Origin of the sequence: Exiguobacterium sp. Helios, from assembly GCF_014524545.1 — a bacterium.
GTDB lineage: Bacteria > Bacillota > Bacilli > Exiguobacteriales > Exiguobacteriaceae > Exiguobacterium_A.
In genome coordinates this window covers 752567-777671 of sequence record NZ_CP053557.1, presented here as the reverse complement: position 1 = coordinate 777671, position 25105 = coordinate 752567, and the positions used below count along the sequence as shown (strand labels likewise).

Sequence of the window (25105 nt, the reverse complement as noted above, 5' to 3'; positions counted from 1 at the left end):
TGTTCACACTTTTCTGAAATCATTTCAATCTAATCGGGGGGTCATCTTTCACATGAAGAAACAAACTAAAATTGCCTTTGCTGGACTATCCAGCATGGCGCTGCTCGCAGTAGCAGCTTGTGGCCAAAGCAATGAATCAGATGGAAACTCTTCTTCCTCAAAAGAAAAGAAACAAGAGGTGACACTCATCTCGACTACGGATGTGCCACAACTTGATCCAACAAAAACAACGGACTCAACATCCATCATCGTTACGAACAACGTCTTTGAAGGTCTCTACCGTCTTGACGGCGACAACAAACCGACTGCCGGAATCGCAGAAAGTGTCGAAGTATCAGATGATAAGAAAACATATACATTTAAACTCCGTAAAGATGCCAAGTGGTCAGATGGTTCAGCTGTTACGGCAGACGACTTCATCTACTCTTGGAAACGTGCACTCGATCCAAAAACAGGAGCAGAGTACGCATACATCCTTCAGGATTTAAAAAATGCTAACAAAATCTTAGCCGGTGAAGCAGAACTCGACTCGCTCGGTGTCAAGAAAGTAGACGATCAAACTCTTGAAGTGCAATTGGAAGCTCCGGCTCCATACTTCCTCGGATTGACAAGTTTCCCTACTTACTTACCACTCAAGCAATCGTTTGTCGAAGAAAAAGGCGACAAGTTTGCGACAAACGTCGACTCGATGCTCTTCAACGGACCATTCATTTTGGATAAGTGGCAATCTAATTCCGGTTGGACATATAAGAAAAACCCGGATTACTGGGATAAAGCAAACGTCAAAATGGAAAAAATCGATGTAAAAGTCGTTAAAGAAATTTCGACTGGTGTCAACTTGTTCGAGTCGAAAGACGTCGACTTCGCACCTATCACATCGGAGTTCGTCTCACAATACGAAAAATCCGACAACTACAAGACACGTCCAGATGCACGGATCAACTTCCTCCGATTCAACCAAAAAAATAAAGCACTTAAAAACGAAAACATCCGTAAAGCGCTTGCACTTGGTTTTGAAAAACAAGGAATTACAGACGTCATCTTAAATGACGGTTCAAAACCGGCTAACTTCATCGTCGCAAAAGACTTTACATTCACACCGGATGGGGAAGATTTCCGTGCCAAATATCCAGATCTCCAAAGCTTTGATGCAACAGAAGCGAAAAAAGCATGGGATGCCGGCCTAAAAGAACTCGGTGTCAAAACAGTAGAACTCGATATGTTGTCACGTGATGAAGATGCCTTCAAGAAAGTTTCTGAATTCTTAAAAGGTGATCTCGAGAAAAACTTACCGGGTCTTACGGTCAACATCAAGCAACAACCGTTCAAAAACTTCCTGGACCTCGAGTCTAAAGGCGATTACGACATCTCTGCTGCCGGTTGGGGCCCTGACTACCAGGATCCAATGACGTTCCTCGATATGTGGTTAACAGGCGGAAGCTTTAACCGTATGGAATACTCGAACAAAGAGTTCGATAAGATGATTAAAGAAGCAAAAGCAGAGCCGGATGAAGCAAAACGTTGGTCGACGCTTCAAGAAGCTGAAAAAATGCTCTTGGCAGAAGACTATGCGATTGCTCCAATCTACCAAAAAGGTGAAGCATACTTGCAACGTGCGAACATCGACAAACTATATCGTCACCCATTCGGAGCAGACATGAGCTTCAAATGGATGGAAGTAAAATAAGTATCCTCCTACCGGTTACCAGGCTTCCCTTGGTGACCGGTTTTTGTATACAACAAAGACCCCTTCTGCCGGAGCCGATCGGGGTCTTTACTGTGCGATTTGTTTATAAAATTCGATTTCTTCCCGCTGTCCTTCTTCGACAGCACGGAAAAATTCAGCAAAAAATGCGTATAAGATGGTTCGTTCCTGATAGGTCGGACCAGCCTGTCGAATCACTGAAAACGCAAGATTTCGTAACTGACGTTTTGTACGCCGGTTGTTTGGTAACTCATGAAACTGGTCGATAAACGAACGGTATACATCAGCAATCAACTTTTCATGACCTTCAAAATATGACTTATCCATTGAATCTGTCCTTTCTGATTGTTCTCTTCTTTTCTACGGAGTATCCTCCTGAAAAGTTTCATTAAGCTACACTTTTCACAAAGATATAAGACCTACTATAACAAGGATCAAATAATGATTCAACCGGAAAACTATTAAGAAAAGGTAAAGTCCACGTCATCACCTTTCGTGGACTTTACCTTTTCATTTAAGCTTGTACTGCAATATGTTGGAACGTTTTAACGTCAAACAATCCGCTGTCCGTTAACTTCAGATTCGGGATGACAGGCAAACAGAGGAACGACATCGTCAAGTACGGATTAAAGGAACGGTCGGCTTCTAATACATCAAGTGCATCATTGAGCGCTTCGAGTGTATCTCCGACTTCCTGGAAAGGACGACTCGTCATCAATCCAGCGATTTCAAGCGGCAACTCCGCCAGAACTTCTGTCCCATTGACCGCAATGACACCTCCACCCGCCTTAATCAGACGCTCTGCCGCAAGTTTCATCTCGGCATCCGATGTTCCGACGATGACAAGGTTATGCGAATCATGGGCGACCGTCGCCGCAATGGCACCTCGCTTCATGCCAAACCCTTTAACGATGCCGACTGCTGAGAAGTTGGTCGCATTATGACGCTCGATGACGGCGATTTTCAATAAGTCCTGTTGCGGGACGGGGACAAATTTCCCGTCCTGTAAAGGCACATCCAAAATCAAATGTTCCGTGACAATGCTTTTCGGGATGATTCCGATGACATGCGCTTTCGGTTTTTCTAATACTAATTCAAAAACTTGATCCGTGATCGGCTTCGTTTTCAGTTCGCCGCGCAATGTCGACGGTACCGCTATCTTTTGGGATGAGATGATTGTTTTACCGGCTCGGGCGACCGGCTCTCCACTGACAAACACTTCATCAATGATCACTTGATCGGCATCCTGCAAGATGACAAAGTCCGCACGACGTCCCGGTACGATTGCTCCACGGTCATTTAGTTGATACGCATTAGCTGCATGAAGAGAAGCCATTGCATAGGCCGTTTCACGCTTAATACCGTGCTGTATGGCATAGCGGATATTATAGTCGATCGTTCCTTCACGTAACGTGTCGTCCAGGTGCTTATCGTCCGTACAGAAAAGGAATCGACCGGCATTGCTTTCTGTGACTGCGTCGAGCACTTCCTTGAGATTCCGGGCAGCCGATCCTTCCCGGACTTCGACGTATAATCCGCGACGTGCCCGCTCAATTGCCTCTTGTTTACTGACTGCTTCGTGATCCGTCCGAATACCTGCTACACCATAGATATTCAATTCACGTGCGCCAAGTCCTGCGGCATGACCATCGACCAGTTTACCAGCACTCTCGATTTGTTCAATTTTTTTCAGCATATCACGATCAGCCCGTTCGACAGCAGGATAGTCCATGACTTCCCCTAAGCCATGCACTCCCGGATGATTAACAAAAGGTTCGAGTGCCGCTGCATCGAGCGACGCTCCGGCATGTTCAAATGACGTCGCCGGAACACAGCTTGGTAACATCATTCGCACGTCAAGCGATAGTCCTTCTGCATCGTCCAACATGAACTGGAGCCCTTCCGCTCCCTTTACGTTTGCAATCTCATGTGGGTCGGCGATGACGGTCGTTACACCGAGCGGTAAAATCGCTTGCTCGTATTCACTTGGTGTCACCATCGATGACTCGATATGGACGTGTCCGTCGATGAAGCTCGGCGCAATGAATTTACCTGTTCCGTCAATCGTTTCGATTCCTTCATATCCGTCGCCGACTGCGGCAATGTAACCGGAATCCACTGCGACATCCGCTTGATACGTCTCGCGGGTCATCACATCGATGACTTGAATCCCCTTGTAGACGACCGCCGCTTTTTCTTTTTTGGCGGCGATTGTAATAAGTCGTGCCCGAACTGTCTGATTCATCCTGTTTCCTCCTGTTGTGAACGGTATTTTTACCATCTTACAATTAGTTTGGAAGCAGTTGCAATTTATTTTTCAAGCCGCCAAGATGAAAACGTACAGTTCAAAATGAAATGGAGGAACAGATATGAAATATCGTGTAGGTCAATTGGTTCCAAACGTCGACCCAAGTGTCTATATCGCGGACGGCGCTAAGGTCATCGGGGAAGTTGAAATCGGTAAGGATTCGACCGTTTGGTTCAACACTGTCATCCGCGGAGATGAGGGACCGATTAAAATCGGCGAACGTGTCAATATCCAGGACGGATCGATGATTCATCAGTATGAAGGCTATCCGACGATCATTGAAGATGATGTCACGATTGGACATATGGCGATGATCCACGGGGGAATCATTCGTCAAGGTGCCTTGATCGGAATGTCGGCGACGGTTTTGGATGAAGCCGAAATTGGACAAGGTGCATTCGTTGCAGCAGGAAGTCTCGTTCCACCTAAAATGGTCGTTCCTCCGAACTCGATGGTCATGGGTGTTCCGGCAAAAATCGTTCGTGAGATCAACGACCATGACCGGTTCATCATGGAACGGACCATTCGGAAATACGTCAAACGTGGTCAACAGTATGCTACTGACTGTGAGCCGGTAAAAGAAGATTTGACGACAATGTGAAAACGCTTACAAAGTTCACCTGTTTTTAACAATTCTCTTCTATCCTGTTTACATCTTTCCCTTACACTGTAGATGTAAGGCAGGAATCACGACGGAGGAGGATTTAAAATGACACCATTGTTCGAAGAACGGTTAATGGCTGACTTGTTTTCATCCACAAATAATCCAAGTTACGGTTTGCCGACTTTACCCGTATATGAAACAGATGGGTTGACGAAAGAGTTACAAGCACGTATTGTTAACGATGCCGAGCAAAAGTCCTTGAGTTTAGGAATAATTCAATCAAGAGAGGAAGAACATGTATGATTCAGCAAAATACAGTTCGCGCTTGGCTCGCTAGTCGAATCAAAAAATAATGATCTACCACCAGGATTACCTATTTTCCAAAACGATATAGCGCGTCAGCGCGCATGATAAAGAGCCGAAGCGGATTCCCGCCTCGGCTCTCTTTTGTTTTACTTTTTAATTAATCCTTCTTCAATCAAGAATTCACGTGCCACATCTTCCGGGCGTTCTTTTTCAACATCGGCTTTAAAGTTCAATTCCTGCATCTTTTTATCCGTAATCTTATCTTTCAACAGGTTCAGGACTTCTTTTAGTTCCGGATGTTCTTCGAGCGTTTCTTGACGTACAATCGGGACTGCATAGTACGGTGGGAAAAATTCTTTATCATCTTCAAGAACTGTCAGATCAAACTTTTTCAATAAGCCGTCTGTCGAGAAGCTGTCGATGACATTTGTTTTTCCATTTGTCAATGCAGTATAACGAAGACCACCATCGACAGGCTGAACATCTTTGAATTTCATATCAGGATATTTCTCTTTCAATCCGAGGTATCCATCTTCGCGGTTCGCAAACTCAATCGTCGATCCTAAAATGAGGCGATTACTGACACCCGCCATATCAGAGACCGTTTTTAAATCATATTTTTTGATATCTTCTTTTGTCATCGCAAGAGCGTACGTGTTGTTAAAGCCGATTGGCTCCAGAACATCAACCTGGCTCTTTTCCGGAATCATTTTTCCGACCTTCTTATAGACGGCTTCCGGATCGGTTTCCAGTTTTTGTTTCAGGACATCAATCAATAATGTACCGGTATATTCGACATAGGCATCGATTTCACCCGTTTCAAGCGCTCCATAGGCAACTTTTGTGCCTCCGAGATTGAGCTGGCGTTCAACTTCCAAATCGGTTTTATCTTCAATTAAATCGGCTAACATATTTCCTAAAATCAATTGTTCCGTAAAGTTTTTTGAACCGATGACGATTTTATCCGTTTTTAAGAACGAATAGGCAACGGTTCCGCCAATCAATAGGAAAACAATCGCTGCAATTGCAATTTTCTTTCCGGCCGACATTGCTTTCCGGCGTTTACGGGCTCTGCTTTTCACCCGACCGTCCGCAAGCGGAATTCCGTTCGGCGCGACCGAATACTCAATCCGGCTAACGATGAAATCAATCGCTAATGCTAAGATGCCTGCAGGAATGGCACCGGCAAGAATCTGATTGTTATCAACAGTTTGAATACCGGAGAAGACCAGATACCCCAGTCCACCTGCACCGATGAAGGCAGAGATCGTCATCAGACCGACAGCCGTCACGGCAGAGATCCGAATTCCGGCCATCATGATCGGTAACGCCAGTGGAATTTGAACTTTACCCAAAATCTGACGATCCGTTAACCCGATTCCTTTCGCTGCTTCCAGCATGTCTCCCGGAATACTTGATAACCCGGTGTACGTGTTTTTGACAATCGGAAGCAGTGAGTAGAGAACGACCATGATAATAGCAGGTGTTGAACCGATTCCGATGAACGGAATCAGGAATCCGAGCAAGGCAAGACTTGGAACAGCTTGGACGACACTTGTCAATGCAAGGATCGGCTTCGCAAAACGTTGATACCGCGTGATGAGAATACCGATTGGAATTCCTAGTACAACGGCAATGACGACTGCCAACACAGTCAACTGTAAGTGTTCGAGCAATAAGTCAAAAATTTGACCGGTATTATTTTGAACATAATCTAAAAATCCATTCATTGAACTTCCTCCTCCTGAATGAACTGCTCACTCAAGACGGAAAGCAAGCTACTTCTTGTAATTAATCCACGTAATTGTCCTGATTTATTTGTTACCGGCAGATACCCTGTCTCTTCATGGTTCATGACTTCAAGTACATCAAGCAAGGAGTCCTGCTCATCAACAGCAACCAGCTCCCCTTCCATGACGTCTTCAATCCGGACACCTTTATCAGGAGCCGTTTGAATGTTCTTCAGTTTGACGATTCCCTGGAGGATACGATCGCGGTCTGTGATCAACAGGCTGTCGACTTTACGTCCCCGCATGATTTCAATCCCCTGCAACAGAGTCCGTTTCCCACTGATCGAGACAGGATCTTCAATCATGATGTCCTCTGCTTTAATGAACGCCGGACTGCTCCAAATCTTATTTTTCCCAATAAAGGATTCGACGTATTCGTCTTTCGGATGACGTAAGATTTCTTCCGGTGTATCAAACTGAACGATTTCCCCATCGCGCATGATACAAATCCGATCAGCCAGCTTGATCGCCTCATCCATATCATGTGTGACGAAAACAATCGTCTTCTTGACTTCTTCCTGGAGGTTGAATAATTCTTCTTGGAGGTCATTTCGTGTGACGGGATCAAGCGCACTGAACGGTTCATCCATCAGGATGACGTCCGGGTCATTCATTAAGGCACGGGCAAACCCGACGCGTTGCTGTTGTCCACCACTGAGTTCACTCGGGTAACGGTCAATGAATTGTTTTGGATCAAGACCGACCATTTGCAGCAACTCTTCCGTTCGAATATCCATCTGATCGTGGTCTTTCCCTTCAAGTCCGGCAATCAATTGGATGTTCTCCCGGACAGTCATGTGCGGAAAAAGACCGGTCTGTTGGATGACATATCCCATATGCCGGCGTAATTCAATCGTATCGGTCTTCATGATGTCTTTTCCATTCACTAAAATCGTCCCCGACGAGGGTTCAATCAAACGATTGATCATTTTTAAGGATGTCGTTTTTCCACATCCACTCGGTCCGATGAATACAACCAGCTCGCCCTCTTTGATTTCGAGCGTCAAGCCCTTTAAGACAACGTTGTCTTTAAATTGCTTACCGACGTTTTTAAATTCAATCATCCGTTTCCACTCCTTTTACTATTTTCATATATTATATGTTCCCCATTTATTTGGTCATCAAACAAGTTTTTGAGCTTATTTCGTTTAAGATCATAAAAATTCGGGAATATTTTCTTTCTTTTTTAGTTTTTTTACTCAAAAAGGGTAATAGATAAGTAGAGACAAGTGAGACGCAGTCATCCTGGAAAAAGGAGGCGACGTACAACATGCACGGGAAATGGATTCGGATCATCATGATAGTGTTAATATCGCTTTTTCCTTTCTTTAGTTATGGTTTGACCGCAGATGCAGCCAGTTCAACGTTTGTCATAAAAGGATCGACGACGAGTAAAGTCGTCGCGTTGACGTTTGATGACGGAGCAGATGGTGGAAACATCACTAAGATTTTGAGCATCTTAAAAAGTAACAATGTCAAAGCGACTTTTTTCCTGACAGGTACCGGTGCTAAAAACCACCCGCAATTGATCAAGAACATCGCTACTGCAACTCCAACGCATCAGCTTGGAAATCACTCTTACACGCACCCTGACTTTACGAAATTGACTGCCACGCAAATGACGAGCGAACTATCAAAAACCGAAACGCTAATCAAGTCATTGACCGGGCGGACGACTAAACCAATTTTCCGCGCACCGTTTGGCGCGAGCAACAGCGCTGTCCTTGCAGCTGTCGGTAATGCCGGATATACGAAAACAATTCAATGGAACATCGATACCACTGACTGGAAAGGCATCAGTTCAAAAGCTATTTTAGCGCGTGTCGTTCCAAACATTGTCCCCGGGTCCATCGTACTGATGCATACAGGGGCGGGAGCACCTGGCACACCGGTTGCACTTCCTTCAATGATTTCCCAGCTCAAAACCAAAGGATACAAATTCGTCACGATTTCTGAATTGTTGAAGCTTCCTTCGACCATCAGCAAAACTTATACCGTCAAAGCTGGAGACACCTTGTACTCCATCGCTAAAAGATATGGCGTCACCGTTACTGCTCTCGTTAGAGCAAATAACATTTCCAACAACCTGATTAAAATCGGCCAAGTCCTGATTATTCCCGGAACTACATCTCCTCCGACGACAACCGTCACCTATACTGTCAAAGCCGGTGACACGTTATATTCCATTGCAACGAAGTATGGCGTGACGGTCACCGCTCTTGCCAGTGCCAATAAAATCACTAACGTCAATTTGATTTCCGTCGGGCAAGTCCTTGTCATTCCGAAGTAACACAAAAGCGTCCCGGTCTTTTGAACTGAACCAAAAAAGTTAGACAATAAATAATTCGTCAGGCGACCTTGAGGACCTGAGTCCGGTATTCCACCGGGCTCAGGTTTTTTAGTCGTCTCTTAATACGACGATGGTTATAGTACTCGATATAACGCTTGAGCTCACATTTGAAGTGGTCCATGTCATCGAACTCCTTGAGATATAGGAGCTCTGACTTGAGCACGGCGAAGAAGCTTTCGATGGCTGCGTTGTCGAGACAGTTTCCCTTACGGGACATACTTTGCGTGATGCCGTGCTCGTGGAGCGTATCGATGAACGCTCGGTATTGATAATGCCAACCTTGGTCGGAATGGAGGATTGGTTGGGCTTCTCCATCGAGCCTTCTGATTGCCTGGTCCAACATTTCGCCGACGAATTGGTATGTGGGACGGTCCGACATGGTATAGGCAATGATCTCACGGTTTCCCAAGTCCATCATCGGCGAGAGGTAGAGCTTCTCCCCGAAGAGGTGAAACTCAGTGACGTCGGTCACCCATTTCTGGTTCAGGCCGGAGGCCTTGAAGTCCCGTTGGAGAAGGTTAGGCGCGACCTTCCCGACTCGCCCCTTATAGGAGCGGTATCGCTTCATGCGGACGAGGCACTTAAGCCCGAGCTCTTTCATGAGACGGCGTATGGTCTTCGGGTCGTGCCGGAAGCCCTGGCGTTCGAGGAGTGCGTGGATGCGACGATAGCCACATCGCCCCTCGTGTTCGTGGAAGAGGGTATGGATGGCTGCCTTCACCTCCGCATACTTGTCTTCGCCCGTCAGGCGCGTCCGCCAGTAGTAGTAGACGCTTCGGGCCATACCGAGCACGCGGAGGAGTCCCGGGACGGGATAGATCGCCCGCAACTCGTCGATCACTTGCGCCTTGATCCGGTTCGTCGCGCGTTCTCTTCTTGAACCAAGGCTCTCAATTTTTTTAACGCAGCGTTCTCTATCTCTAGGTACTCGATTCGCTCCTTGAGCTTCTCAACCTCTGTCATCTCTTCAGGATTCTTTTTGCGTCTCGCCATCGGGGCACGTCCTTTCGGTCTGGCGACCAGACCCTCGACCCCTTCCCGTTCATACGTTGATCGCCAGTTCGAGATCATCCCTGGGGAGGAGATTCGGTATTTTATAGCCGCCTCTATGCGGGACAGCCCGTTGGTCGCCATGTCATTTAATACCTCCAGTTTAAATGTCGGCGAGTGGGTTGTATAGGAAGGATCGAAGATCGTCTCCCCCCAACTTTCATAGGGACGCGACCAGTCACGGATCAGTTGACGCGCTATCCCGAATTCTTTCGCCACACCTTGGTATCCGTCTCGTCCCGTCAGATAACGTTCAGCGACCTGGATTTTAAACGCCTTCGTATATTTGACCATAAAAAACACCCCATAAAAGTTGGATTTTCATGTCCAACTTTTATGGGGCAGTTCAATTTCGCGGATGCTTTTTGAATGATTTCAGTTCTGAAGACGACGGAATATTTTTCAGACCAAGATCACATTGAATCAAATCGTCGTACGTCTGGCGACGGACGACTTCGCGCGATTCACCTTGATTAACAAAAACGACAGCCGGTCGTAAAAATTGGTTATAGTTGCTTGCCATCGAATAGTTGTAAGCTCCTGTCCCGAAGACCGCTAATGTATCTCCACTGACGGGTTCGGCCAGATCAGCCGATTCGGCAACTAAATCCCCTGATTCGCACGCTGCACCGACAACGGTCACATGACGTGTTTCTCCTTCGATCCGATTCGCGATGACGGTTTCATACACCGCCCCGTATAAAGCAGGACGGATATTGTCCGCCATTCCGCCGTCAACGGATAGATACGTTCTCACACCTTGCACTTCCTTGATGGCACCGACCGTATAAAGCGTCGTCCCGGCATTTGCGACGACCCACCGCCCCGGTTCAATCCCGATTCGCGGACGATCGATCGCAAGACGTGTCGTCTCTTCATCGATGATCGACATAACCCGCTCCATCGTTTGTTCAAAATCAAGCGGTTGATCGTCTTGCATATAGGCAATCCCGAATCCGCCGCCAAGATTGACTTCACTTGCGATGAAGGATGTCCGTTCACGAATCGTTTCGACAAATCCCATCATCGTCCGGGCTGTCCGTTCAAACAGTTCAATTTCTTGGATTTGTGAACCAACATGGCAATGAATACCGAGTAACACTAGATGTTCCGCCGCTAAAACAGCTTCGACGGCTTCCAAATACGAATCATCATGCGTCGAGAACCCGAACTTCGTATCGACACCGCCCGTCTGAATTTTCGTATGTGCACCACCGATGACTTGCGGCACAATCCGAATCAATACCTGAACGGTTTGACACGCTTCTGCGGCAATTTGATTGAGTTGGGCAATTTCTCCGTAATGGTCGATGACAATCTTACCGACACCTTCTTCGACGGCATAACGTAAATCCTGTGTCGACTTGTTCGAGCCGTGGAAATAAATCCGTTCCGCCGGCACACCGGCTTTGCGGGCAATAAACAGTTCACCGCCCGTTACGACATCGATTCCAAGACCGTGTTTGACGACTTGCTGATATACGGCACCAATCGTCAAGGCTTTAGAAGCAAACGAGGCATACGTATTCGGGTATTTTTCTAAAAAGGCATCGCGTACAGTCGCCAGACGGTCCGTCAATTCACGTTCTGCCATGATATAGAGTGGCGTCCCGTATTGTTCGGCGAGCTTTGTTGCTTCCATCCCGTCAATCTGTAGTGCATTGTTTTGTTCCGTCAAATATCGGCTTCCGTACATCTGAATTCCCCCTTATAAATAACGATGTGTCAAACGCCACGAACGGGCACACATCTGCTCCGAATTATTAGCTGTCCCGGTCCGGGTGATATCATCGATTTCAATACCATCGCCATATAACACCACTTTATCTCCGATTTCAACCGTCGAATCCACGGCAATGAACGTATGACTCATGAATAACTTACTGATGATCGGATAACGTTTCCCGTTGATGATGACGGGCAGTGAAGATCGTCCGCGAACGACCCCGTCCCCGTAGCCGACCGGCAGAACGGCGACACGAATCGCTGTCGGTGCCGTATACGACGTACCGTAGCCGACGTGTTCGCCTGCTTCCACTTGACGAATCTCAACGACTTCCGTCGTCATCCGAAGCGAGGGCACGAGCCAGTCCATTTTTTCAATCGGTGAGTAACCGAACAGGAAGATGCCGGGCCGGACATAATTACAGCAGGCCAGCCGCGGATCATGTTTGACGATCGTCGCGCTGTTTTCGGCATGAATGTACGTGAATGTGTGTTTCTCCTGTAACGGATTCCCGATTTTGAGGAATCGTTCGACTTGACCGTCATGATCGGCTCCCGGCTCATCGGCTAGCGGGAAATGCGTATAGAGACCCGTCAATATCAGTTCCTGTTCCTGTACGGTTTCAAGAACTGCTAGCGCTTCCTCAAGCGAACTGACACCAAAACGGTTCATCCCGACATTTATTTTTAGATGAAGTTCAATTCCCGATAAATCCGCCTGATGGCGTTGCAGCCAGTCGAGCGAAGGAATTCCGAGCGCTACTCCGTGCAATCGGACTTCTTTGAAGTGCGATGCCGGATTCATCGCCAGGACATAACTGTCTGGAAAATTCGTTTTGATTTCAATTGCTTCGTAGACTTCTGCCACTGCGAAATGCCGGACACCGGCTTCCATCAATGTGGCAACCATTTCAATCATTCCTAAGTTGTAAGCATTGTTTTTGACGACGGCAAAAATCTGCTTATTGGACCGGGCGAAAACCGATGCGACATTATGCCGCACCGCTTCCCGATCGATGGTAACAATAGTTCGTGAACTCATTATTCTGCGATGGCTGGTGTCACGTAAGTCAACCACGATGCATATTGTGGCAGTTGACCCGAAACTGCTTGACGGTAAAGATCAAGTAACTCATCTGCGACAGCCCGTGTTCCGCCGTTGATGACGATATGATCAATTTCACCGACACTTGTGATTTCTGCAGCCGTACCTGTTAAGAAGATTTCGTCTGCAACGTATAACTCATCACGGCCGATATGACGCTCGACGACCGGATAGCCTTGATCCTGTGCCAAACGCATGATGACTTGGCGTGTGATTCCGTCTAATACTGAACAATCGAGTGAAGGCGTGTAGATTGTCCCGTTTTTCAACATGAACAAGTTGGCAACACTCGCTTCGCTGACGTTTCCGTTCATATCAAGAGCAATCGCCTCGTCAAATCCGTCGCGAAGTGCTTCTCCTTTTAAGAGTTGCGAGTTCATGTAGTTGGCGGCAGCTTTTGCCTGCATCGGCATCATTGTCGACGAAACGCGGCGATACGAAGCAACTTTTGCCCGGATACCGGCACCTTTGTCGAAGTATTCACCAAGTTCCCAACAAGAAATCCCGACGTGTACCGTCGTATCTTTTGCCATCAATGCCTGCCACGGTGTACCGAGGAAAACAAACGGGCGGATGTAACAAGACTCAAAGCCGTTTTTGGCGACCAGATCAATCGTCGCTTGAACAAGTTCTTCCACTGTATAAGGAATCGTCACGTGATAGAACGCGCAACTGCGGAACAGACGTTCAATGTGTTCCGTCAATTGGAAAATCGCCGGACCATCCGGTGTCGCATACGCACGGATGCCTTCAAAAAATCCGCTTCCGTAATGAATCGCATGGGACATGACGCTCGTATTTGCCTCTTTTGGATCATGAAAAACCCCGTCTAACCAAATTGCTTCTCCATACTGTGTATCCACTGCCATGTGTTTTCCTCCTCTTCGACGTCAATCAGAGTGAACGTAAATCATCCACCAGTTGCGTCTTCTCTGCTGTTTTTGCATCTTTCTGTTTGATGACACGTGCTGGCGTACCAGCCACTACGCTGCCTGCAGGAACGTCTTCTGTGACGACACTGCCTGCTGCGACGACCGCATCTTTTCCGACACGAACACCTTCTAGGATGACGGCATTCGCTCCGATTAAGACACCATCTTCAATGATGACCGGTGTTTTTGAAGGTGGTTCAAGAACCCCTGCGACCACGGCACCGGCGCCGACATGAACGTTTTTGCCGATTGTGCCACGTGCTCCGACAACAGCGTTCATATCAATCATTGTACCATCTCCGATTGATGCACCGATATTAATGATTGCGCCCATCATGATGACCGCGTTATCGCCGATGACGACATGATCGCGAATCCATGAACCCGGTTCGATCCGGGCATTCAAATGACGTGTATCAAGCATCGGCACGGCACTGTTGCGGCGGTCATATTCGACATGCACTTCAGTAATCCGGTCTGCATATTCTTCTAAGAAAGTTGAAGCAAGTCCTGCATCAGCGAAGAAAATTTTTGATTGATCCGTTCCGAATGCCGTCGCTCCTTCAATCGTCAGTCCTGCCAAGTCACCATTGACGTACAGTTTAACCGGTGTTTTTTTTTTAGCATCTTTAATGAATTTTGCAATTTCATAAGCATCAGTTAATAACATGTGAATCCTCCTGTGTGTAAAGCGTCTCCAGTGTATAGAGTCCCGCTGATTTTTGAATGAGCGCTTCCGCCGCTTTGATGGCACCTGAAGCGAATACTTTTTTTGATAACGCCGTGTGTTTGATTTCAATCAATTCATCGACGCCCGCAAACAATACTTCATGTTCGCCGAAAATCGTTCCCCCACGCATCGAGTGCATTCCGATTTCGTTTGGCTCCCGCTTCTCACGCGTCGACTCCCGTTCGTAGACCGGTTGGACATCTCGTAAATCCTGGATGGTCCGGAGCAACAGCTCCGCCGTCCCGCTCGGTGCATCGACTTTTTGATTGTGGTGTTTCTCAAGCAGTTCGATGTCGAATGCTCCGGCGAGCGGAACGAGTGTTTTTAACAGCTGTTGCATCATCGCGATTCCAAACGACATGTTATACGATTGGAAAATCGGAATTTGTGTCGAAGCATCGCGAATCGTCTGCAGTTCCGCTTCCGAGAAACCCGTCGTCGCAATGACGAGTGGTGTCTTCGTTTTAATCCCATAAGCAAGCAAGTCCGGCAAAAGACTCGGATGCGAAAAATCAATGATCGCATCGACCGACTCCGTCATTTCGGCAAGCGTACCGTAAGACGGGACCTGATCCGCCGTTTTCGTTTTATCGATGACGGCGACGACATCATCCGGTGCCAGTTCGTGGACGAAATGTCCGGTTGCCCCGTATCCGTGAATGGCGAGTTTCATCCAACCACTCCTTTGTAACTCCGCATCATCTCAAGCAGATGCGCATGTCCCGCTTCCGACTGACGGACGAGCGGCAGACGCGGTGCTCCGACCGCCAGTCCGATTTCTTCGAGCGCTGCTTTGACGGGAATCGGATTGACATCGCTGAACAACGCGGAGATGACAGGCATCAAATCACTTTGAATCCGTCGTGCCGTAACATAGTCGTTTGCCAGTAACGCTTCTGCAAGCGCCTGCGTTTCTGCCGGGTATGGATTCGACAAGACGGAAATCACGCCTTGTGCCCCCCATGCCATATAAGGAAGAATTTGATCATCGTTGCCACAGAAGACCGCAAAGTCAGCGGGTAAGGCCGTCATCAATTCGCCCATGAAACTGACGTCACCGCTTGCTTCTTTAAACGCTTGGATGTTCGGATGTTTGGCAAGTGTGACGGCTGTTTCGATGGAAATCGCGACCCCTGTCCGTGACGGAACATTGTAGAGCATGATTGGCAAATCAACTGCATCCGCAACCGCCGTGAAGTGGGCGACGAGTCCTGCTTGTGATGTCTTATTGTAGTAAGGTGTGACAAGCATTGCCGCATCAGCACCAAGTCGGGCTGCCGTCTGTGTTTTTTCAATCGTCTGTGCCGTATTGTTCGTTCCGGTCCCGGCAATGACCGGTACACGTCCGGCTGTCACACGGACTGCCGTTTCCAGTAATGTTTCAAACTCTTCATTCGTCAACGTTGACCCTTCTCCGGTCGTCCCTCCGACGACTAACGCTTGAATATTCGCTGCGAGTTGTTGTTCGATCAGTTGTTCAAATACCGCTAAATCCAGCTCACCGGTTGATGTAAATGGTGTAGCCAGTGCTGTTCCTGCTCCTTTAAACATATCGATTCCTCCCCGTTTTTTAAGAATGGATTGAACTTTCAAGTGCTTGACGCGCTACCTGGACAGCGTTCGAAGCGGCCCCTTTACGGATGTTATCGGCGACACACCAGATGTGGAATGTATTGGCAAGACTTTTATCCTGACGAATCCGTCCGACATAGACGTCATCTGTTCCGCTTGCATCAAGCGGCATCGGATATTGGTTTTGACTGACATCATCGACGAGAATGACGCCTGGTGCTTCCGCTAATGAGGCACGGATGGCGGCAACGCTTGTCTCCTGCTCGAATGTCACGTTGATGGCGACAGAATGCGAATTCGTGACCGGAACCCGGACACATGTCGCACTGACCGGTAACTCCGGTAGCTGGAAGATTTTTCGTGTTTCGTCAATCATTTTCTGTTCTTCTTTCGTGTAACCGTCTGGTAAGAACACATCGATATGCGGCAGAATGTTATCGTGAATCGGATGCGGATAATTGACCGGTTCTTCGCCGCGGCTGCCGCGGGCTAAATCCTCGATTCCTTTTTGACCGGAACCGGACACGGCTTGATACGTCGTATAGTTAACACGTTTCAAACCAAATTGTTGAAGCGGCGCCAGGGCGACGACCGATTGAATCGTCGAACAGTTCGGGTTGGCAATCAAACGGTCATTTGGTCCGATTGCTTGCGGATTCACTTCCGGTACGACAAGCGGGATATCGGCCTGCATCCGGAAGGCGCTTGAATTGTCGACGACCAGTGTGCCTGCTGCAGCCAGTAACGGTGCATACTGCTCACTGATGGTGCCGCCTGCTGCAAACAGCGCCACATCGATGCCGTCTTCCGTAATCTGCTCCGATAATGCTTGAATCGTGACGTCCTGTCCTTTGAACTGGACGGTTTTCCCGGCAGAACGGGCTGAAGCGTACGCTGAAATCTGACGAACCGGAAAGTCGAGTTCCGCCAGGACTTGTAACATTTTTTGACCAACGGCGCCGGTTGCGCCAATGACTGCGACATGATACATATGATTTCCTCCTTACAGGTCGAATGCTTGAGCAATTGCTGCGACGGTCCGTTCGATGTCAGCTTGGGCAATCGTATATGAGATGCTGATCTCTGATGTTGTAACCTGATAAAACGTGATGTTTTCGGCCCGGAAAATCGCAAATAATTTCGAAGCGACGCCGGTTGCGTCCCGCATGCCGATTCCGACGACCGATAATTTGGCATGTTGGTTATGACGATCGACTTTGACGGTCGGGAAACGATTGATGATATCCTGCAAGGCCTCTTCCAAAAACTCTTCTTCGTCTAACGGACAAGAGAAGGAAAGGAAGATGTCACTGTCAAACGTCGTCTGACTGATCATATCAATGTTGACGTGGCGACCTGACAACAGTTCAAAGATATCCGCGACCGCTGAATTCGTCTGTGGAACGTGTTTGATTGATACCGTCAGGACGTTTTTCGTCACACTGACACTCGTTACTGCTTTCTGTTCCATCGTTTCCGTTGCCTCCATAATCCAAGTCCCTCTTTTCGATTCTAGTGTTTTTCCGACGAAGATGTGGACGCCGTATTTTTTACCGAGTTCGACACTGCGCATCTCCATGACTTTTGAGCCAAGAGCACTCATTTCCATCATCTCATCGTATGAAATGTGCGGAATCGGCTGCGCTGCAGCATGAATCCGTGGATCTGCCGTATAGACACCGTCAACATCCGTATAGATCTCACAACGTTTATCAAGGACGGCTGCTAAGGCAACGGCTGTCGTATCTGATCCGCCGCGTCCGAGTGTCGTGACATCCCCCAGTTCATTGACCCCTTGGAAACCGGCGACGATGATCACATCGTAGGTTTCAAGTTTTTTCCGGAGCAGTTCACCGTCGATTTGTTTGATTTTACTTTTCGTATGCAGCCCCATCGTACTGATGCCGGCTTGGGCTCCCGTTTGCGACAAGGCTTTTGTCCCGAGTGAATTCAGCGCGATGCTGAGTAACGAAATCGTCTGTTCTTCTCCGATTGCAAGCAGACGATCCAGTTCGCGCCGTTCCGGCCGGTCGGTAATCGCTTGTGCTTGGGCAATCAATGAATCCGTCATTTTCCCCATCGCTGATACGACGACGACTAATTTCTCCCCTTGATCCGTCCGATTCTTCAAATAATTCGCAATTGACTGAATCTGTTCGACAGTCGCAACCGAACTACCACCAAATTTAAGTACAGTTGTCACAATCCTATCTCCTTTTGTCCCGAAACAGAAAAAAACGACGGGCCGGTAGGAGCGTTCCTACGGCCCGTCGTTATCACGATCGGACAAACGATGACAGTGTCATTCGTTCTTTTACGTAAGATAGCGCTCCGAAACGTGGGTTTCGGCAGTACAACGGATCTTAACCGTTGTACCAGCAATCAGGAAAAAGCATTTTCCTGTTCACTTCGGCGGATTTCCCCTTTCACATCACTTGGCATGCTTGCCTTTGTAAGTGTTGCTACTGATGTCATCCGCGCCTCTATCTGTCGGTTGTTAGTTACAGTTATAGCAAACATTTTTTGTTAAATCCAGTGATTTGCCAAACTTTTTTTGAATTTTATCATTTTTCAAGGTACTTCTTCGCTAATGTGAGTTGTTCCCGGACGGCTGTAAAACCGGTCCCGCCGTAACTTCCCCGTCGTGCGACGGCTTGAACCGGATCGAGCAACGGATATACATCTTCCGCAATGACCGGATGGAACGTCTGATACGTCGACAGCGTCAAATCTTTTAAGAAACATCCGCTCTGCACACAATGTAGGACGGCTTTCCCAACGATTTCATGCGCTTCCCGGAACGGAATCCCTTTTGTGACCAGATAATCTGCCAGTTCCGTTGCATTCGAGAAGTCTTGCATCGTCGCCTTCTTGAGCGCTTCTGTCTTAAACGTAGCGGATTCGATCATGCCTGTAAAAATTTGAACGGATTGTAACACCGTATCAGCGGTATCAAAGACACCCTCTTTATCTTCTTGCATATCTTTATTGTAAGCGAGCGGAAGAGCCTTCATCGTCGTCAGGAAGCCCATCAGGTTACCATAGACACGTCCTGTTTTACCGCGAATCAGTTCTGCGAAATCCGGATTTTTTTTCTGTGGCATCATACTCGATCCCGTTGAAAACGCGTCGGATAATTCGATGAATGAAAACTCCTGTGAAGCCCAGATGATGATTTCTTCGCAAAAGCGTGACAAGTGCATCATCACTGTTGAGGCGATACCGAGATACTCGATGACGAAGTCCCGGTCCGAGACCGCATCCAGACTATTCGGATAGACCTGTTCAAAACCAAGCAGCTCGGCTGACTTGAACCGGTCAATCGGGAAAGTCGTTCCCGCCAGTGCCCCTGCACCGAGCGGCGACATCCGGATCCGCTTTAAGTTATCCGTCAACCGATCGGCATCCCGTTCAAACATCCAAAAGTAAGCGAGCAAGTGATGTGCCAGTGAAATCGGCTGTGCCCGCTGCAGATGGGTGTAACCCGGCATGACCGTCTCGACATGTTGCTCCGCTTGTTCCGTAATGACGGATTGCAGATTACGGATGCTGGTCAGGAGTTCGAGAACATGTTGTTCCATCCAGAGATGCAAATCAGTCGCGACCTGATCGTTTCGACTGCGCGCCGTGTGCAGCTTCCCGGCAACGGGACCAATCTGTTCCGTCAGCAACCGTTCAAGATTCATGTGGATATCTTCGTCAACCGTCGTGTAGACGTGCTGATCGAGTGTCGTTTGTAACTGTTTCAGCCCGGCTTCGATTTGTTGCCACTCGGTTTTCTCAAGAATCCCTTGTTCATACAACATCTGTGCATGCGCAAGACTCCCTTGCAAATCAACGGCGGCTAATTTCTGATCAAATGAAATCGATGCGCCGAAGGCTTCCGCTTGAGCGGAAGCACTTTCCGTAAAACGTCCGCCCCATAGTTTCGTCATTTTTTCACGCCTTCCTGACGATGGACACTGGCATGTGTCGCAATCGCAAGACCATGCAATTTAATGAATCCTTTCGCTGCTTCGTGATCAAAGGCATCTTCTTTTGTGTAGGTCGCGAGTTTCTCGTCGTACAATGAAACGGCTGACTGACGTCCTGTAACGGTTGCATTCCCTTTATAGAGTTTGACACGGACTTCGCCGGTCACGTCCTGTTGCGTTGCCGTCAAGAAGGCCTTGAGCCCTTTCGTCAGCGGAGCATGGAACAATCCGTTGTAAATCGTTTCTGCATATTGTTTGCTGAGAATCGGTTTAAAGTGTGCGACATCTTTCGTCAATGTGATGGTCTCAAGGGCTGCATGTGCTTTCAGTAAGACCGTTGCACCCGGGCACTCATAGACTTCACGTGACTTGATTCCGACCAAACGGTTTTCGACATGATCAATCCGTCCGACGCCATGTGCACCGGCGATAATATTCAGTTCGGTAATCAGTTTTGCCAGCGGATACGCTGTACCATTGATTGAAACCGGGACACCTGCTTCAAAACCGATGATGACTTCTTCCGCTTGATCCGGCGCGTCTTCCGGTGCAACTGTCAGGGCATAGGCATCTTGCGGTGGCTCTGTCCATGGATTTTCAAGAACGCCACATTCATTACTGCGTCCCCATAAGTTCATGTCGATTGAATATGGACTGTCGAGATTGATTGGAATCGGCACATCATTTTCTTTCGCATAAGCGATCTCTTCTTCACGTGACCATTTCCATTCACGAACCGGCGCGATGACTTCGAGTGACGGATCGAGTGCTGCAACCGAAACTTCGAACCGGACTTGGTCGTTTCCTTTTCCGGTACAGCCGTGGGCGACTGCTGTGGCACCGTGGGCATGAGCCACTTCGACCAGTTTTTCAGCAATCAATGGACGAGATAAGGCGGAAATCAGAGGATAGGCTCCTTCATAATGCGCACCGTACTGAAGGGCCGGCAAAACAAAGTCATTTGCGAATTCGTCTTTGACATCAAGAACGATGGATTCGATTGCTCCGACAAGTAACGCTTTTTCTTTGATGACTGACAAATCTTTTCCTTCGCCGACGTCCATGCATAATGCGACGACGTCATAATCCTTGCTCAACCATTTGATGGCGACTGAAGTATCGAGTCCACCCGAATACGCTAAAATCAATTTTTGTTTTGTCATTCTTATTTCCTCCTTGAATTCGACTGTATCTGTCTGTATAAAAATTCACTATGAATTATATATATACATAGACTTTCAAAAAAAGAAACCCTTTTTTCAGGATTTCTTAAAAAATCAGCGTTAAATTTTTTTCTCCATCGTCCGGTGCGGGATGCCGGCATCGTCAAATTCATCGGAAACAATTGCATAACCAAGCCCTTGATAAAACGGCATTGCCTGGACCTGGGCACCGAGTGTCAAAATCGTCCGCCCTTCACGGCGAGCAATCCGTTCCATCGCCTGCATCAGTTCGCCACCGTATCCTTTTCCTCTTGTCGCCGCAAGTGTCGCGACGCGTTCGACCTTCATCCGTTGCTCATCATACGGACGCGTCCGCCCCGTTGCGACAGGACGATTCTGCTCATCGAGGACGAGCAGATGAATCGCTGTTTCATCGTGTGTATCATATTCCAAATGGCGGGGAACCCCTTGTTCCTCGACGAAAACCCGTTCCCGGATCATTCGGACTGCTTGTTGCTGTTCGGCTGTTTTCACTTGAATCACTGTCATGTATGTAATTCCTCCTTTAATGCTTCTACATAAGCTTGTGCCTCTTCATACGTTTGGAATAATGCCTGGGCATTGTTTTCACTTCCGCCGCCACGTCCATTAAACTGCTTAAGATGAGTTTTGGCAAATTGCCCGAGATGAATGGAACCGGCACTGCACATGAATAATTTTTTAGCTGTCTCGTTCCAGACGAATCCTGTCCGTCCTGCTTCGGCTACGGCTTTCAGCAGTTTTTCCGAGAAACGGATGTCTTCCTTATCATGTCGCACAGTCAGGACCGGTTCGTCCGTCGCCAGAAGTTCTTTTAAGACCGCTTTGACATGAGCATCTTCAGCCTGTCCGATTTGACGGTTCAGACGCACCTGCTCCTGTTTCAGTTCCTCGACGACGAGATGAACCTGATCTTTTTTAGCTGATAATGCACGGGCCGTTTCTGCTAAAACACGTCGTTCCGTCGTCAGTAATCCAAATGCCCGGTCTTTCGCTACATATGCCAAGCGGATATTTCCTCGAACCTTTTCCAGTCCTGTGAATAAAATCAGTTCCAGTTCCGACGTCAAGGCCAGATGTGTCCCTCCGCAGGCACTGTAATCGAGTTCACCGATTTGAACGACGCGGATTTTCCCGGTTACTTGAGGGGTCTTTCGTAAAGGTAACCGGAGTGCCGCTTCTTCTGTATACTCTGTCGCCGTGATTAGGAGGTTGGCTTGAATCACCGTCCGCAACCGTTCCTCCAGTCGACTTTGAAGGGCGTCGTCCCATGCGTCAAAATCGAGATCAAGCGTCGATTCTTCCGTACCGGTCCGAAAGCTGATCGTCTTGATTTGGAACTCGTCCTGAAGAATCGCAGAAATGACGTGTTGCGCCGTATGTTGCGCTGCATGGTCCGTTCGAATGACATCATCGACTTCACCTTGCACTTCGGATTTAAGAAGTGGACTTTCGAGGCGATGCCAGACCTGTCCGTCTTCAAGCTGAACATCCAATACGGGAATACCGTTCAGCGTGCCCCGATCGGCAGGCTGTCCCCCACTCTCCGGATAAAAGTAACTTTGTTGCAGCGTCACCCAGTGTCCCTGCTCTTCTTTCGTACCCGTCACGATTGATTCGAATGTCCGGACGTCCGGATAAATTTGCTCTGAACGCATCTTCATTCCACCTTTTTTGTACTGAATTTGCTTCTATTATGACACAAATCACTTACAATCGTTTGTCGACATCTTCATTTCCTAGTACACTAGATGAAAGACTATCGACCGCGAAGGGACGAAATGCCGTGATTCAGCACATCAATAAAAATTCACCACTTCCAATCTACTACCAAATTGAGGCTGCCTTAAAGCAACAAATCGAAGAAGGTCTATTACAACCGGGCGATTTGATTCCCTCAGAACGCGAATTCGCCGAGGCCCATCAAATCAGCCGGATGACTGTCCGTCAAGCCATCTCGAACCTCGTCAACGCCGGTTATCTGATTCGTCAAAAAGGACGCGGTACATTCGTTGCCAATAAAAAAATCGTCATGCAACTGTCTGGTTTGACCAGTTTTTCTGAAGAGATGGAACATCTTGGATTGGAACCGGCAAGTGAATTGTTGTCCTACCAGACGATTGCTGCTGAAATGACAATCGCGAATAAACTTGGTATTCGTGAAGGAGCCAAAATCTATGAATTAAAACGGTTACGGATCGCAAACGAACAACCGCTTGCGCTCGAAACGGTCTACATCCCGGAACAGTTGTTGCCGGGATTGAATCAGGACGTCGCTATCACGTCTCTTTATGCCTTTGCTGAAGCCAGTGGACTCAACCTTGGCCGTGCCAGTCAGACTTTCGAATCACGCCTCGCGACAAAAGAAGAAGCGCAACATCTCGGTCTGTCGGTCAGTTCACCGGTGTTGTCCGTCGAGCAGCTGACTTTCCTTGCCACCGATCAACCGTTTGAATATGTCATCTCTGCTTATCGCGGCGACCGGTATACGTTCACGGTCGAAATGGAAAGGCAACGCTGAGTCTGATTTGAAGTCAGGAGAAGTCCACTTTCTTTTTTTCGAGCAAAAAAGCACACATTTCAGGATACTTTTCAAGAAAGTATCTGAAACGTGTGCTTTTTTAGGTTCATCCGTCTGAAACAGTTATTGAACGGGTTGCTCGACTGTCGGCGAATCCGTTTCCTCCGGTGTGCTTGTCTCTTCTTTTATGGGTGAAACTTCTTGTCCTTGCATCGCCTTGGTCAAATTGGCTTTGACACGATCAAGTTGATTTGGGTCCAGATGATATTCCCATTTCCCGCTGATGCCGATGTATCCTTCACCTGCGAGCTGGTATTCTGTCGTATTACGTAAAGCCGTCGTAAAATCAGCTAAACGAAGATAATCATTTGGTCCTAAGTTCGTTTCGACATTGTCTCCGACAGCGTCTAAGATATCACGGTACGCACCAAGCGAACGGAAGCTTGCGGCTTCTTTCGCAACAGCCTGAATGACCTGCATCTGCTTTTGCCCTCGACCAATATCACCGAGTGGATCATCATGGCGATTCCGGACATAAGCGAGTGCTTGTTCCCCAGTCAAATGTTGCATGCCTTTCGGAACGGTAATCGTTCCGGCTTTACGGGCTGAATCCTGTTCTTTGAACGCATAACGCACATCGATATCAACTCCGTCCAGCGCATCGATCAACTGAACGAATCCTTGAAAATTGACTTTAACGACATGGTTGATTTCAATACCAAGCAGATTTTCCGTTGTCTCACGGGCGAGTTTGATTCCGTTGTATGAACTCGATTTGTCCATCGAACCAAAATAATGCGCATGGGTGATTTTATCCTGCTCGACACCCGTTTTCCCGTACGGCACATCGTATTTGGAGTAATCGATATTGACGAGTGAATCCCGCGGAATACTGGTCAGTACCAATTGCTCCGTCTTTTTATTCAAGACACCGACAATCATGACATCTGATCGTGCCGGTTCCTTGCGTTCTTTACTGGCTTTCGTCTCATCCGTTCCTAAAATCAAAAAAGATTCGGACGGGACATCATCATATTTCGAACTGACTTTCGAACCCGGAATGTTGATTTGTGTTCTCGCCAGTGTTTCCTGTGTTTTTATGAAAACCGCTCCCGCATAACCGGAACCGATGACGGTCAAAAGTAATAACAAGGCGGCAATCACTTTGATGAACATCTTGCCAGCACTCGGTTGCCTCTTTCTTGCTGATCTCGTCTGCATCTGTAAGCCC

The 25105-nt window shown here is 47.8% G+C and carries 23 protein-coding genes and 1 riboswitch; of the genes, 5 read left to right on the top strand and 18 right to left on the bottom strand.

Features of this window, described 5'->3' with window-relative positions:
* Positions 1 to 52 precede the first annotated feature (52 nt).
* Positions 53 to 1687 (top strand): peptide ABC transporter substrate-binding protein, encoded by a 1635-nt coding sequence (locus HNY42_RS04010; RefSeq protein WP_131504296.1) that lies wholly within the window; start codon positions 53 to 55, stop codon positions 1685 to 1687.
* Between the two features lie 87 nt (positions 1688 to 1774).
* On the opposite strand, the gene HNY42_RS04005 is transcribed toward HNY42_RS04010, so the two are convergent.
* Together HNY42_RS04005 and ade are read right to left on the bottom strand one after the other, a co-directional pair.
* Positions 1775 to 2032: a hypothetical protein gene (locus HNY42_RS04005; protein WP_131504297.1), complete on the bottom strand. Its 258-nt coding sequence runs from the start codon at positions 2030 to 2032 to the stop codon at positions 1775 to 1777.
* Positions 2033 to 2219: 187 nt separating this feature from the next.
* Complete coding sequence (ade, locus tag HNY42_RS04000) at positions 2220 to 3950, bottom strand: adenine deaminase (RefSeq protein ID WP_131504298.1); 1731 nt, start codon at positions 3948 to 3950, stop codon at positions 2220 to 2222.
* Between the two features lie 124 nt (positions 3951 to 4074).
* Here ade and HNY42_RS03995 point away from each other — a divergent pair, with 124 nt between their 5' ends.
* Positions 4075 to 4614 carry a gamma carbonic anhydrase family protein gene (locus HNY42_RS03995; protein WP_131504299.1) on the top strand — a complete coding sequence of 180 codons (540 nt, stop codon included), beginning with the start codon at positions 4075 to 4077 and terminating at the stop codon, positions 4612 to 4614.
* Positions 4615 to 4722: 108 nt separating this feature from the next.
* Positions 4723 to 4920 (top strand): hypothetical protein, encoded by a 198-nt coding sequence (locus HNY42_RS03990; protein ID WP_012369402.1) that lies wholly within the window; start codon positions 4723 to 4725, stop codon positions 4918 to 4920.
* A gap of 149 nt (positions 4921 to 5069) precedes the next feature.
* Here HNY42_RS03990 and HNY42_RS03985 read toward each other — a convergent pair whose 3' ends face one another.
* Complete coding sequence (locus tag HNY42_RS03985; protein ID WP_131504300.1) at positions 5070 to 6653, bottom strand: ABC transporter permease/substrate-binding protein; 1584 nt, start codon at positions 6651 to 6653, stop codon at positions 5070 to 5072.
* On the bottom strand, positions 6650 to 7777 hold the full coding sequence (locus tag HNY42_RS03980) for an ABC transporter ATP-binding protein (RefSeq protein WP_114596923.1): 1128 nt from the start codon (positions 7775 to 7777) through the stop codon (positions 6650 to 6652). The genes HNY42_RS03985 and HNY42_RS03980 overlap by 4 nt, the downstream gene beginning before the upstream one ends.
* A 206-nt stretch (positions 7778 to 7983) precedes the next feature.
* On the opposite strand from HNY42_RS03980, the gene HNY42_RS03975 reads away from it, so the two are divergent.
* Positions 7984 to 9003 (top strand): LysM peptidoglycan-binding domain-containing protein, encoded by a 1020-nt coding sequence (locus tag HNY42_RS03975; RefSeq protein WP_188005147.1) that lies wholly within the window; start codon positions 7984 to 7986, stop codon positions 9001 to 9003.
* Positions 9004 to 9061: 58 nt separating this feature from the next.
* Here the strand turns inward: HNY42_RS03975 and HNY42_RS03970 are convergent.
* The 13 genes from HNY42_RS03970 to HNY42_RS03910 all read right to left on the bottom strand — a co-directional run bounded on the left by HNY42_RS03970 (position 9062) and on the right by HNY42_RS03910 (position 23011).
* Positions 9062 to 10407 (bottom strand): IS3 family transposase gene (locus HNY42_RS03970; protein ID WP_370528923.1). Its coding sequence is split into 2 segments (ribosomal slippage): positions 9062 to 9972 and positions 9972 to 10407, totalling 1347 coding nucleotides; the frame shifts between segments, so codons are not numbered across the junction.
* Positions 10408 to 10459: 52 nt separating this feature from the next.
* Positions 10460 to 11809 (bottom strand): diaminopimelate decarboxylase, encoded by a 1350-nt coding sequence (gene lysA, locus HNY42_RS03965; RefSeq protein ID WP_188005146.1) that lies wholly within the window; start codon positions 11807 to 11809, stop codon positions 10460 to 10462.
* Positions 11810 to 11821: 12 nt separating this feature from the next.
* Positions 11822 to 12880: an alanine racemase gene (gene alr, locus HNY42_RS03960; RefSeq protein WP_131973668.1), complete on the bottom strand. Its 1059-nt coding sequence runs from the start codon at positions 12878 to 12880 to the stop codon at positions 11822 to 11824.
* Complete coding sequence (locus HNY42_RS03955; protein ID WP_131504474.1) at positions 12880 to 13812, bottom strand: branched-chain amino acid transaminase; 933 nt, start codon at positions 13810 to 13812, stop codon at positions 12880 to 12882. The genes alr and HNY42_RS03955 overlap by 1 nt, the downstream gene beginning before the upstream one ends.
* Before the next feature lie 25 nt (positions 13813 to 13837).
* Positions 13838 to 14545, bottom strand: a complete 708-nt coding sequence (gene dapD / locus HNY42_RS03950) for a 2,3,4,5-tetrahydropyridine-2,6-dicarboxylate N-acetyltransferase (RefSeq protein WP_188005145.1) — start codon at positions 14543 to 14545, stop codon at positions 13838 to 13840.
* Complete coding sequence (gene dapB, locus HNY42_RS03945; protein WP_131973669.1) at positions 14532 to 15278, bottom strand: 4-hydroxy-tetrahydrodipicolinate reductase; 747 nt, start codon at positions 15276 to 15278, stop codon at positions 14532 to 14534. The genes dapD and dapB overlap by 14 nt, the downstream gene beginning before the upstream one ends.
* Positions 15275 to 16156, bottom strand: a complete 882-nt coding sequence (gene dapA / locus HNY42_RS03940; RefSeq protein ID WP_131973670.1) for a 4-hydroxy-tetrahydrodipicolinate synthase — start codon at positions 16154 to 16156, stop codon at positions 15275 to 15277. Before dapA ends, dapB begins: the two co-directional genes overlap by 4 nt.
* Before the next feature lie 19 nt (positions 16157 to 16175).
* Positions 16176 to 17168 (bottom strand): aspartate-semialdehyde dehydrogenase, encoded by a 993-nt coding sequence (locus HNY42_RS03935; protein ID WP_131973671.1) that lies wholly within the window; start codon positions 17166 to 17168, stop codon positions 16176 to 16178.
* A 12-nt stretch (positions 17169 to 17180) separates the two neighbouring features.
* Positions 17181 to 18380 carry an aspartate kinase gene (locus HNY42_RS03930; protein ID WP_026829277.1) on the bottom strand — a complete coding sequence of 400 codons (1200 nt, stop codon included), beginning with the start codon at positions 18378 to 18380 and terminating at the stop codon, positions 17181 to 17183.
* A 113-nt stretch (positions 18381 to 18493) separates the two neighbouring features.
* A riboswitch (Lysine riboswitch) is annotated at positions 18494 to 18671 on the bottom strand.
* Between the two features lie 70 nt (positions 18672 to 18741).
* Positions 18742 to 20112, bottom strand: a complete 1371-nt coding sequence (argH, locus tag HNY42_RS03925; RefSeq protein WP_131973672.1) for an argininosuccinate lyase — start codon at positions 20110 to 20112, stop codon at positions 18742 to 18744.
* Positions 20109 to 21314, bottom strand: coding sequence for an argininosuccinate synthase (locus tag HNY42_RS03920; RefSeq protein ID WP_026829279.1), 1206 nt, complete (start codon positions 21312 to 21314; stop codon positions 20109 to 20111). Before HNY42_RS03920 ends, argH begins: the two co-directional genes overlap by 4 nt.
* A 120-nt stretch (positions 21315 to 21434) precedes the next feature.
* A complete protein-coding gene (locus tag HNY42_RS03915; RefSeq protein WP_188005144.1) occupies positions 21435 to 21863 on the bottom strand; it encodes a GNAT family N-acetyltransferase in 429 nt (142 codons plus the stop codon).
* Positions 21860 to 23011: an alanyl-tRNA editing protein gene (locus HNY42_RS03910; RefSeq protein ID WP_131973673.1), complete on the bottom strand. Its 1152-nt coding sequence runs from the start codon at positions 23009 to 23011 to the stop codon at positions 21860 to 21862. Before HNY42_RS03910 ends, HNY42_RS03915 begins: the two co-directional genes overlap by 4 nt.
* 128 nt (positions 23012 to 23139) lie before the next feature.
* On the opposite strand from HNY42_RS03910, the gene phnF reads away from it, so the two are divergent.
* Entirely contained in the window at positions 23140 to 23874 is a 735-nt protein-coding gene (gene phnF, locus HNY42_RS03905; RefSeq protein WP_012369386.1) for a phosphonate metabolism transcriptional regulator PhnF, read from the top strand.
* A 123-nt stretch (positions 23875 to 23997) separates the two neighbouring features.
* Here the strand turns inward: phnF and HNY42_RS03900 are convergent, their stop codons facing one another.
* Complete coding sequence (locus HNY42_RS03900) at positions 23998 to 25095, bottom strand: LCP family protein (RefSeq protein ID WP_131973674.1); 1098 nt, start codon at positions 25093 to 25095, stop codon at positions 23998 to 24000.
* Positions 25096 to 25105: the final 10 nt, after the last annotated feature.

Bases quoted from the DNA above. Each gene is read 5' to 3' on its own strand.
- HNY42_RS04010 (WP_131504296.1), top strand. From the start codon at position 53: ATGAAGAAACAAACTAAAATTGCCTTTGCTGGACTATCCAGCATGGCG.
- HNY42_RS04005 (WP_131504297.1), bottom strand. From the start codon at position 2,032: ATGGATAAGTCATATTTTGAAGGTCATGAAAAGTTGATTGCTGATGTA.
- ade (WP_131504298.1), bottom strand. From the start codon at position 3,950: ATGAATCAGACAGTTCGGGCACGACTTATTACAATCGCCGCCAAAAAA.
- HNY42_RS03995 (WP_131504299.1), top strand. From the start codon at position 4,075: ATGAAATATCGTGTAGGTCAATTGGTTCCAAACGTCGACCCAAGTGTC.
- HNY42_RS03990 (WP_012369402.1), top strand. From the start codon at position 4,723: ATGACACCATTGTTCGAAGAACGGTTAATGGCTGACTTGTTTTCATCC.
- HNY42_RS03985 (WP_131504300.1), bottom strand. From the start codon at position 6,653: ATGAATGGATTTTTAGATTATGTTCAAAATAATACCGGTCAAATTTTT.
- HNY42_RS03980 (WP_114596923.1), bottom strand. From the start codon at position 7,777: ATGATTGAATTTAAAAACGTCGGTAAGCAATTTAAAGACAACGTTGTC.
- HNY42_RS03975 (WP_188005147.1), top strand. From the start codon at position 7,984: ATGCACGGGAAATGGATTCGGATCATCATGATAGTGTTAATATCGCTT.
- lysA (WP_188005146.1), bottom strand. From the start codon at position 11,809: ATGTACGGAAGCCGATATTTGACGGAACAAAACAATGCACTACAGATT.
- alr (WP_131973668.1), bottom strand. From the start codon at position 12,880: ATGAGTTCACGAACTATTGTTACCATCGATCGGGAAGCGGTGCGGCAT.
- HNY42_RS03955 (WP_131504474.1), bottom strand. From the start codon at position 13,812: ATGGCAGTGGATACACAGTATGGAGAAGCAATTTGGTTAGACGGGGTT.
- dapD (WP_188005145.1), bottom strand. From the start codon at position 14,545: ATGTTATTAACTGATGCTTATGAAATTGCAAAATTCATTAAAGATGCT.
- dapB (WP_131973669.1), bottom strand. From the start codon at position 15,278: ATGAAACTCGCCATTCACGGATACGGGGCAACCGGACATTTCGTCCAC.
- dapA (WP_131973670.1), bottom strand. From the start codon at position 16,156: ATGTTTAAAGGAGCAGGAACAGCACTGGCTACACCATTTACATCAACC.
- HNY42_RS03935 (WP_131973671.1), bottom strand. From the start codon at position 17,168: ATGTATCATGTCGCAGTCATTGGCGCAACCGGCGCCGTTGGTCAAAAA.
- argH (WP_131973672.1), bottom strand. From the start codon at position 20,112: ATGACGAAACTATGGGGCGGACGTTTTACGGAAAGTGCTTCCGCTCAA.
- HNY42_RS03920 (WP_026829279.1), bottom strand. From the start codon at position 21,314: ATGACAAAACAAAAATTGATTTTAGCGTATTCGGGTGGACTCGATACT.
- HNY42_RS03915 (WP_188005144.1), bottom strand. From the start codon at position 21,863: ATGACAGTGATTCAAGTGAAAACAGCCGAACAGCAACAAGCAGTCCGA.
- HNY42_RS03910 (WP_131973673.1), bottom strand. From the start codon at position 23,011: ATGCGTTCAGAGCAAATTTATCCGGACGTCCGGACATTCGAATCAATC.
- HNY42_RS03900 (WP_131973674.1), bottom strand. From the start codon at position 25,095: ATGCAGACGAGATCAGCAAGAAAGAGGCAACCGAGTGCTGGCAAGATG.